The organism is Enterococcus sp. 10F3_DIV0382 (assembly GCF_002140245.1).
GTDB classification, from domain to species: domain Bacteria; phylum Bacillota; class Bacilli; order Lactobacillales; family Enterococcaceae; genus Enterococcus_B; species Enterococcus_B lactis.
Map to the genome: position 1 here is coordinate 1,458,072 of NZ_NGMF01000001.1, position 9,406 is coordinate 1,467,477.

Annotated in this window: 8 protein-coding genes; 5 read left to right on the top strand and 3 right to left on the bottom strand. The window is 39.0% G+C overall.

Features of this window, described 5'->3' with window-relative positions:
* The first annotated feature begins 99 nt into the window (after positions 1-99).
* The 5 genes from gatC to rlmD all read left to right on the top strand — a co-directional run bounded on the left by gatC (position 100) and on the right by rlmD (position 5,856).
* On the top strand, positions 100-405 hold the full coding sequence (gene gatC, locus A5849_RS07395) for an Asp-tRNA(Asn)/Glu-tRNA(Gln) amidotransferase subunit GatC (protein ID WP_002288477.1): 306 nt from the start codon (positions 100-102) through the stop codon (positions 403-405).
* Positions 405-1,877, top strand: coding sequence for an Asp-tRNA(Asn)/Glu-tRNA(Gln) amidotransferase subunit GatA (gatA, locus tag A5849_RS07400; RefSeq protein ID WP_002292053.1), 1,473 nt, complete (start codon positions 405-407; stop codon positions 1,875-1,877). The genes gatC and gatA overlap by 1 nt, the downstream gene beginning before the upstream one ends.
* Positions 1,874-3,304 (top strand): Asp-tRNA(Asn)/Glu-tRNA(Gln) amidotransferase subunit GatB, encoded by a 1,431-nt coding sequence (gene gatB, locus A5849_RS07405; RefSeq protein WP_002309021.1) that lies wholly within the window; start codon positions 1,874-1,876, stop codon positions 3,302-3,304. The genes gatA and gatB overlap by 4 nt, the downstream gene beginning before the upstream one ends.
* A gap of 9 nt (positions 3,305-3,313) precedes the next feature.
* Positions 3,314-4,369 carry a diacylglycerol kinase gene (locus A5849_RS07410; RefSeq protein WP_002292050.1) on the top strand — a complete coding sequence of 352 codons (1,056 nt, stop codon included), beginning with the start codon at positions 3,314-3,316 and terminating at the stop codon, positions 4,367-4,369.
* 110 nt (positions 4,370-4,479) lie between these two features.
* Positions 4,480-5,856, top strand: a complete 1,377-nt coding sequence (rlmD, locus tag A5849_RS07415; RefSeq protein ID WP_002347857.1) for a 23S rRNA (uracil(1939)-C(5))-methyltransferase RlmD — start codon at positions 4,480-4,482, stop codon at positions 5,854-5,856.
* 256 nt (positions 5,857-6,112) lie between these two features.
* Here rlmD and A5849_RS07420 read toward each other — a convergent pair.
* The 3 genes from A5849_RS07420 to A5849_RS07430 all read right to left on the bottom strand — a co-directional run.
* A protein-coding gene (locus A5849_RS07420; RefSeq protein ID WP_143353344.1) for an IS3 family transposase occupies positions 6,113-7,275 on the bottom strand; the annotation gives its coding sequence in 2 pieces (ribosomal slippage) (positions 6,113-6,999 and positions 6,999-7,275; 1,164 coding nt in all).
* 207 nt (positions 7,276-7,482) lie between these two features.
* Positions 7,483-7,785 (bottom strand): hypothetical protein, encoded by a 303-nt coding sequence (locus A5849_RS07425; RefSeq protein WP_002348326.1) that lies wholly within the window; start codon positions 7,783-7,785, stop codon positions 7,483-7,485.
* 508 nt (positions 7,786-8,293) lie between these two features.
* Positions 8,294-9,406, bottom strand: a 1,113-nt coding sequence (locus tag A5849_RS07430) for an MFS transporter (RefSeq protein ID WP_086310025.1), incomplete at its 5' end; no start/stop codon positions are given.

A 9,406-nucleotide genomic window follows, 5' to 3' on the forward strand; every position in this document is an offset into this window, starting at 1 on the left:
AGTTTTTTCAGACAAATTTCAATAAATAATTTCAGACAGAGCACTCTTATGTTAAAATAGAGAGCAAAGTTTTTAACTCGTTTAGAAAGAAGGGGTAGTATGGCGATTAGTGAAGAACAAGTGAAACACGTTGCCAAATTAGCAAAACTTGCGTTCGCAGATGAAGAACTTGCAAGTTTTACCGACCAATTAGGTAAAATCATCGATATGGTGGAAATGCTGGAAGAAGTAGATACGGAAGGTGTTCCATTTACGTCGAATGTTGTCGAAACAGTAAACGTGATGCGACAAGATCGGGCGCAAGCTGGATGGAACCGTGATGAATTATTGAAAAATGTGCCGGAAACAGAAGACGGCTTTATCAAAGTACCCGCAATCATCGATAATGGGGAGGCTGGCGCATAATGACAAAAATACACAATCGTTCTCTAGAAGAACTGCATCGTATGCTTGTATCGAAAGAAATCACTGTACAAGATTTGACAAAAGCAACATTTGAACGAATCAAAGAAACAGAACCTGAGATCGAAGCATTCATCACATTGAATGAAGAAAAAGCATTGGAACAGGCAAAAGCTTTAGATGAAAAAGGTATTGATGAAAGCAACATCCTTGCTGGAATTCCGATTGGGATCAAGGATAATATCGTAACAAAAGATATCTTGACAACCGCTGCATCTAAGATTCTTTACAATTTTGAACCAATTTATGATGCAACGGTCATGGATAAAATCTATCAAGCAGATATGATCCCTGTTGGAAAACTAAACATGGATGAATTTGCTATGGGCGGAAGTACAGAAACTTCTTATTTCAAGAAAACAAAAAATGCTTGGGACCAAACAAAAGTACCTGGTGGCTCTTCCGGTGGTTCTGCAGCAGCAGTAGCAGCTGGACAAATCCCAGTTTCCTTAGGTAGTGATACGGGGGGAAGTATCCGCCAGCCAGCAGCTTTCAACGGCATTGTAGGAATGAAACCTACTTATGGCCGTGTCTCACGTTTTGGCTTGATTGCCTTTGCTTCATCTCTTGACCAAATCGGACCAATGACCCGTACGGTGAAAGATAACGCATTAGCATTGACAGCTATCAGTGGTTATGACGAAAAAGACGGTACTTCTTCAGGCGTTTCAGTTCCTGACTTTGCAGAGGGACTGACCGGTGACATCAAAGGAATGAAGATTGCTTTACCTAAAGAATACTTAGGCGAAGGTGTGGCCTCTGGCGTAAAAGAAGCTGTATTGAAAGCAGCAGAAACATTCCGTTCATTAGGTGCTGTTGTGGAAGAAGTCAGCTTACCTCATTCAAAATACGGTGTGGCTGTTTATTATATCATTGCCTCATCAGAAGCAAGTTCCAACTTGCAGCGTTTCGATGGTATCCGCTATGGTTATCGCTCTGAAAACGTGAAATCATTGGATGATGTATATGTCAACTCACGTTCAGAAGGATTCGGTGAAGAAGTAAAACGCCGTATCATGTTAGGTACATTCTCATTAAGTGCGGGCTATTATGACGCTTACTTCAAAAAAGCAGGACAAGTCCGTACATTGATCAAACGAGATTTTGAAAAAGTCTTTGCAGATTATGACTTGATCATCGGACCATCTTCACCAACAGTGGCATTCGGAATCGGTGAGAACATCAACGATCCAATCACGATGTACATGAGTGACATCTTAACGATCCCTGTCAACTTGGCTGGACTTCCAGGTATGTCTGTACCGGCAGGATTGTCAGAAGGATTACCAGTTGGATTGCAGATCATCGGTAATTATTTTGATGAAAAAACGATGTATCAAGCGGCATATGCGTTTGAACAAGCAACAGAATTCCACACACAACAACCAGCTATTTTAGGAGGGAAAGACGAATGAATTTTGAAACAGTCATTGGACTAGAAGTCCACGTCGAGTTGAAAACCAACTCAAAAATTTTCTCTCCAGCGCCAGCTCATTTTGGTGCAGAACCAAACAGCAATACAAACGTGATCGACTGGGGTTATCCAGGCGTGCTACCAGTAATGAATAAAGCTGCGCTGGAATTCGGGATGAAAGCCGCTTTGGCATTAAACTGCGAAATCTCTAAAGATACTCATTTTGACCGGAAAAATTACTTTTACCCAGATAATCCGAAAGCATATCAAATTTCCCAATTTGATCAACCAATCGGTCATGACGGATGGATCGAAATCGAAGTAGAAGGCAAGAAGAAAAAAATCCGGATCGAACGGGTCCATTTAGAAGAAGATGCTGGGAAAAACATGCATGGTATCGGCGGCTATTCTTACGTTGATTTGAACCGACAAGGCACGCCTTTGATCGAAATCGTTTCTGAAGCTGATATGCGTTCACCAGAAGAAGCATACGCTTATCTAGAAGCATTGCGTTCAATCATCCAATTTACAGAAGTCAGCGATGTGAAAATGGAAGAAGGTTCTATGCGTTGTGATGCGAATATTTCTCTCCGCCCTTATGGACAAGAAGAATTCGGTACGAAAGCAGAATTGAAAAACTTGAACTCTTTATCTTTCGTGAAAAAAGGTTTAGCTTTTGAAGAAAAACGTCAAGCAAAAGTTCTTCTTTCAGGAGGAGAAATCCAACAAGAAACACGCCGTTTTGACGAAACAACGAATAAAACAGTTTTGATGCGTGTGAAAGAGGGTTCTAGTGATTATCGTTATTTCCCAGAGCCTGATATTCCGAAATTCGTGATCGATGACGAATGGATTCAAAAAGTAAAAGCTAGTTTACCTGAGATGCCAGCTTCTCGTCGCGAACGCTATATCCGTGAATTTGGTCTTCCAGAGTATGACGCAATGGTATTGACACTTACAAAAGAAATGTCTGATTTCTTTGAAGCTGTTTTGGAAAATGGTGCAGATGCCAAGCAAGCATCTAACTGGTTGATGGGTGAAGTTTCTGCTTACTTAAACAGTGAGAAACTGGAATTAGCTGAGACAAAATTGACACCTGAGAACTTAGCAGGAATGATTCGTTTGATCGCCGATGGAACGATCAGCTCAAAAATCGCCAAAAAAGTCTTCCGTGAATTGATCACGAATGGCGGAGAAGCGCAAGAAGTTGTTGAGAAAAATGGTTGGGTACAATTATCTGATCCTAGCAAACTTCTTCCAATCATTAATGAAATCTTGGATAACAATCAACAATCTGTCGATGATTACAAAAATGGAAAAGATCGTGCGGTTGGCTTCCTAGTCGGTCAAATCATGAAAGCAACTAAAGGGCAAGCAAATCCTGGTGTCGTGAACAAGCTGCTTAAAGATGAATTAGCGAAACGCTAGAGGCTGAAAATGAAAAAAGCACGCGTAATTTATAACCCTACCTCGGGAAAAGAATTATTGAAAAAAAATTTGGCGGATATCCTGCAGGCATTAGAAGAAGCAGGATTTGAAGCTAGCGCCTATGCCACTACACCAGAACCTGATTCAGCCAAGAATGAAGCACGCAGAGTTGCAGAACTAGGTTTTGATCTAGTAGTGGCAGCTGGGGGCGACGGAACGATCAACGAAGTGGTCAATGGGATCGCTCCGCTTGAACACCGTCCTAAAATGGCCATTATCCCAGCCGGTACGACGAACGACTATGCTCGAGCATTAAAAATTCCTAGAGATAATATTAAAGCAGCAGCAGAAGTAATAAAAAAACACCAAACAGTAAAAATGGACATCGGTCTTTCTGATAGCAGTTACTTCATCAATATCGCTGCAGGCGGCTATTTGACAGAATTGACTTATGAAGTTCCATCAGAACTAAAGAGTATTTTTGGTTATCTTGCCTACCTTGCGAAAGGAGCAGAGATGCTACCTCGAGTAAAGCCAATCAAAATGCGCTTGAAGTATGATGAAGGGGAATATATCGGAAATGCTTCGATGTTTTTCCTAGGGCTGACGAACTCTGTTGGAGGATTCGAACAGATCGCGCCAGATGCCAAATTGGATGATGGCAAGTTTTCTTTGATCATTGTAAAGACAGCAAATATCTTTGAGATCTTGCATATTGCGGCACTCATGCTGAATGGCGGTCGACATGTCGATGATCCAAGAGTAATCTATACCAAAACAAGCAGTTTGTTCGTCGAAACAGAAGATGATATCAATCGACCAGTAATGATCAACTTAGATGGTGAATATGGCGGGGAAGCACCGATGCATTTCCAAAATCTTCATCAGCACATTGAGTTCTTTGCCAATACCGATCAGATTCCTGATGAAGCAATCACAGGCACAGATGAAGAAGAATTAGAGGTTGTCAGCAAAGAATTCGTAAAAGAAGTCGAACGTTTAACGGATGAAGATATCGACGGTGACGGAAAAATAGCAGACGAAACACCTAATCAAAAGAATTAATCAAAAGCCGGTGCTGAACGTAGTAAGGTCAGTGCCGGTTTTAGTTGTGTAATTAACTGATTTATAGTAGAGTTCAGTAGGATTGAAAAATAGGCTTAAAGGAGCAAAATATGACAGAACAGCAAATAGTAAAGAAAAACGAACGATATACAGTCGAAATCGTCGACTTGAGTTATGAAGGAATGGGGGTAGCAAAAATCGATGGTTATCCATTATTTATCGAAAATGCACTTCCTGGAGAAGAAGTAGAAATACTAGTAGTGAAAGCGGGCAATAAGTTTGGATATGGGAAAGTCGAAACATTTATTACACAATCTCCTGATCGCCAGCCTGTAGAAAACAATGCACTACTTCGCACAGGTATCGCACCTTTAGCCCATTTGAAGTATGAACAACAGCTTGTTTTCAAACAAAAACAAGTAGAGCATGTAATGGCGAAGATTGCTAAGATGTCAGAAATTCCTGTACTTCCAACTGTCGGAATGGCAGAACCATTCGGCTACCGTAATAAAGCACAGATCCCTGTTCGCCGTATCGATGGACAGTTAGCCACCGGTTTTTACAAAAAGAATAGCCATGATCTAGTCCCTATCGAAGATTTTTATATCCAAGATCCTGTCATCGATCAAGCAATCAAAGTAGTCAGAGATATCTTGCAACGGTTCCAAGTACGAGGATATAATGAAGAAAAAAATGAAGGACAGCTTCGTCACATCATTATACGTCGTGGTCATTATTCCCATGAAATGATGGTCGTTTTAGTTACTCGTAAAGAAAAATTCTTTAAATCCAAGGAAATTGCTGAAGCCATTCATGAAGAATTGCCAGAAGTGGTTTCGGTCATCCAAAATATCAATGAAGAAAAAACAAATGTGATTTTAGGAGACAAAGAAAAAGTTTTATATGGCAGAGACTATATCGAAGATCAGCTATTAGGAAAAACCTATCGAATCTCAGCAAAGTCATTTTATCAAGTAAATACTCAACAAGCAGAGTATCTGTACCAAACAGCCATCAAGTTTGCTGAGTTAGATAAAAAAGACATTGTGATTGACGCTTATTCAGGAATAGGTACGATTGGCTTGTCTTTAGCAGACAAAGTGGATAAGGTGTATGGGATGGAAGTTATTCCAGAAGCAATTGAAGATGCACAATTCAATGCTTTAAATAATAAAATCGAAAATGTTTATTATGAAGTCGGAAAAGCAGAAAAAGTCATGAAAAAATGGCAAGAAAAAGGAATCAAACCATCTGTGATCGTAGTTGACCCTCCACGAAAAGGATTAGATCATCATTTTATTGAATCAGCAATCGAAATGTCACCAGAACGAATCGTCTATATCTCATGTAATCCGGCAACTTTTGCAAGAGATGCTAAGTTATTTGCAGAAGCAGGTTATGCCGTGAAGAAAGTTCAGCCTGTAGATCTTTTCCCACAAACCCATCATGTTGAGTGCGTGGTATTGATGTCAAGGGTGGAGAAATAGGAGAGCTCAAAATACTGATAAATAAAGGGTTTCCAGACATTAGGTTTTTCTCACGGTTACTTTGCCGGAAGAGATAATGTCAGGAAACCCTTATTTTTATTGTTTGCGGTAACATATCCACTGCCCTGTGGAATGGCAACAGTTTTTTTGACAAATTTTATAAGGTGCAGAACTTCTTTCCGTATGCTATTCCGATTGTCCTTGACAATGAGCCTCCTCGGATGTGACGATCTTCGGCAGGAGCTAACAGTTAAAGTTAGACTGCCTCGCTAGCGTTAGCACATCCGAGCTCATTATCAAGGATTCGCTGCGCCAATCTCTGGTTACGGTAACCAACTGGTGTCTCGTAGCCAAGTGTACCGTGCAACCGAAGGTGGTTCCACCAATTGACATAGTCAAATAACTCCAAATCCAATTGTTTTAAGGTTTCAAATGTGTATTGATAGACAAATTCTACTTTCAACGACTTATAAGTTGATTCAGCTACGGCATTATCAAAAGGACAGCCTTTATGACTCAATGATCGATTGATGTCAAAAGTTGTTAATAATTCATCAATAGCTTGGTTATCAAACTCTTTTCCACGATCAGTATGAAAAATCTCAACCTCTGTCAGAGGTTGTTTGATACGGCTAAATGCTTTTTTTACTAGAACGGCATCTTTATGTTCTCCACAAGAATAGCCGAGAATTTCTCGATTGAACAGATCCAAAATGAAACAGACATAATTCCATTTTTTCCCGACTCGTACATAAGTCAAGTCTGTTACGATCGCTTCTAATGGGTTGTCTCTTAAGAATTTACGATTCAATACGTTTGTCGTTTTGGCTTCATTGCAAGTAGAATGATGTACTTTAAAATAAGCAACAGTATAGCTCGATTTTAATCCTCTATTTTTCATGATTCTACTAATTTTTCGTCGGCTGATCTGAATGTCTCGTTTTGATAAGGCTTTTTTTATTTTTCTTGAGCCGTAGGCCTTTCGGCTGCGGATAAATTCTTCAGTGACTACTTCTTCAAGTTCTGATTCGTCTTTCTTTGGTTTTGATTGATAATAATAGGACTGACGTGATAGACCTAATATTCTGCACATCGCTGATATAGGGTAAAGATGCTTATTCGCATCGATTACTTGTTTCTTCGTCCGAATATCAGCGCTGCTTGCTTTAAAATATCATTTTCCATTTCTAATTGCTGGTTTCTTTTACGTAGTTCTAACAATTCTTTTTGTTCAGGCGTAAGATTATCTTTTTCTTTGAATGAACCACTCGTTTTAGATTGCTTTACCCATTTGTCAAATGCTGAAGCCGTTAGTTCATATTCTCGAATGATTTCTACACGTGGCTTTCCAGCTAAGTAAAGATTGACGATTTGTTGCTTGAATTCTTGTGAAAAAGTTCTTCGTGTTCTCTTAGACATAAAAATTCCTCCTGGTATATTTTCTTCTAGTCTACACACCTTAATTTTTCTGTCTAGTTAATTGTAGCCTATCCACGTACCACCATTGAAGGCCTTTAAAAGAACGTATTTAATTCATACTAACTTCAGAAAAGTTTGGCAGTACTTTTTAATCTGTTAATTATCAACCGATAACAAGAAAATAAACTGACTCTTTTCTCCCTCCTCTTAGCTATATTTATTCCTTGCGAGTGAAATGGTTTCTCCAATTTGGTCAAAATTAATGGATTCACTTAAATGCTTCCATTTTGTGTCTGAATCTGAAAGAGCTTTGCTTGCAGCTTCGGCATAAGCGACCGCGTCACTTCCCATAAGAAGACGAAGCGGGGGTTCATCCATATCGGTTAAATCGGTAATGAGCTTTGCAATTATTAGAAGATCTCCGGGTTGCTGTTCGCGATGATCGTGAATTGCTTTTACAAATGCACCGACAGTTTGCTCGTAAGGCTCACTTACAGGGAAGATAGTCATGGAAGACCCAGTTCAATCAGTGTGCATTTCACTGGAACTGGCAGTTAGAAACAAAACTTTTAACGTAAAAATCTTCCTTTCTTTGTTTAGAATAAAAAACATGTGGGATGATTTCTATTTTTAAATAAATACTCCTTTTGGATTGAATGTTCAATCCAAAAAGAGTATCGTTTCAAGTTTGCATGTTCACGGATATAAAAGCAAAAAATAGGAACGAGATGACCAGGAAAAGAAATATATACTTAATACCTGCTAGAATTCAGTTTGTCCATAAATTCTCAGTCAATGGTATGCTTTTGTCATTAAAAACGTTCAATTGAAGATTCGAACGATGACATGGTTTGACAGAAGTAGAGTGATAAGTGTATTTTGCACAAGATGATGGACTTGTCTCTATTTTACGAATCAACGACGCTACATTATTCCAGTTCATAAATAATTTTTTACTTTCTATTCTAATTTATTGTTTCAAACCTGCTTTTCCAATAACTAAAAGGAGTGATATTTTTTACTCTTCTGGCATCTTACTTAATCGTGCTCTAGAAAGTGTCAAAGCGACTCCAATAGCTATTGTAACTCCCAGTGCGCCTATCCAAGTAACTGAAGAGAGTGATACTTTCTCAACAAAAACACCGCCAATTCCTGCACCAGCCGCCATTGCCAATTGCATTACTGACTGATTTAAGCCTAATAATATACCTGATGACTCTGGCTCGATTGTAGCCAAGTTATATTGTTGGGTTGGTCCCGATGACCATGCAGCAAATGACCATAGTATTAATATGATTGAAACACGAATATAAGAATTTGTGACAAGAGACAATAATATTAGCATCACGATGTGTAATGCCATTCCTCCTAACAGTGTTTTTTGAACTCCCCAACGATCCGTACTAAATCCACCAAATTTAGAACCCAATAAACTTGCGATACCAAAGATCAGCAAGACTCCATTTAAATGCTTTTCTTCTATTCCTGATACATTTAATAAGTAAGGTGAAAGGTAAGTGTAAGCAATGGAATACCCTCCAAGCCAGAAAAAAGTAATTGCTAATCCAATCGTAATCCTCCATTTTTTAAGAAGAGCTAACTGTTGCACTAGTGGTACAGGCTTATCACCCTGAATAAGTGGAATAGACGCTCTAATGAGGATCATTGCAAGAATTCCCAGTAATGCAATTACACCAAAAATAACCCTCCAACCTAATAAACTAGAAATGATTCTTCCGATAGGAACTCCTATGATTAACGAAGACGAAAGTCCCATCATCACTATAGCAATAGAGCTACCCTGCTTACCTTCCGGTGCGATCTTTGTAGCGATAGTTAATGCTGTAACAACAACTATCCCTGCCCCGAGTGCCATAACAACTCGAGCTACTACAAATAATTGATAGCCAGGTAGGATGAATGCCAAGATATTCCCTATTACAAATAAACTTAAGGAAAAAATCATTAATTTACGTCTGTCAATACTAGATGTTATTCCTATAAGAATGGGTGTAAATATTGCATATACCAGTGAGAAAATTGTCATTAATTGCCCTGCTGTTGCCAAAGTTATATCAAGTGAATTTGCAATCGTATCTAAAATTCCTGAAACAATATATTGGGAAGTTCC

What these genes read in the sequence shown, in the direction of transcription:
- A5849_RS07425 (WP_002348326.1), bottom strand. Translation starts at nt 7,785, where the DNA reads ATGACTATCTTCCCTGTAAGTGAGCCTTACGAGCAAACTGTCGGTGCA.
- gatA (WP_002292053.1), top strand. Translation starts at nt 405, where the DNA reads ATGACAAAAATACACAATCGTTCTCTAGAAGAACTGCATCGTATGCTT.
- gatB (WP_002309021.1), top strand. Translation starts at nt 1,874, where the DNA reads ATGAATTTTGAAACAGTCATTGGACTAGAAGTCCACGTCGAGTTGAAA.
- gatC (WP_002288477.1), top strand. Translation starts at nt 100, where the DNA reads ATGGCGATTAGTGAAGAACAAGTGAAACACGTTGCCAAATTAGCAAAA.
- rlmD (WP_002347857.1), top strand. Translation starts at nt 4,480, where the DNA reads ATGACAGAACAGCAAATAGTAAAGAAAAACGAACGATATACAGTCGAA.
- A5849_RS07410 (WP_002292050.1), top strand. Translation starts at nt 3,314, where the DNA reads ATGAAAAAAGCACGCGTAATTTATAACCCTACCTCGGGAAAAGAATTA.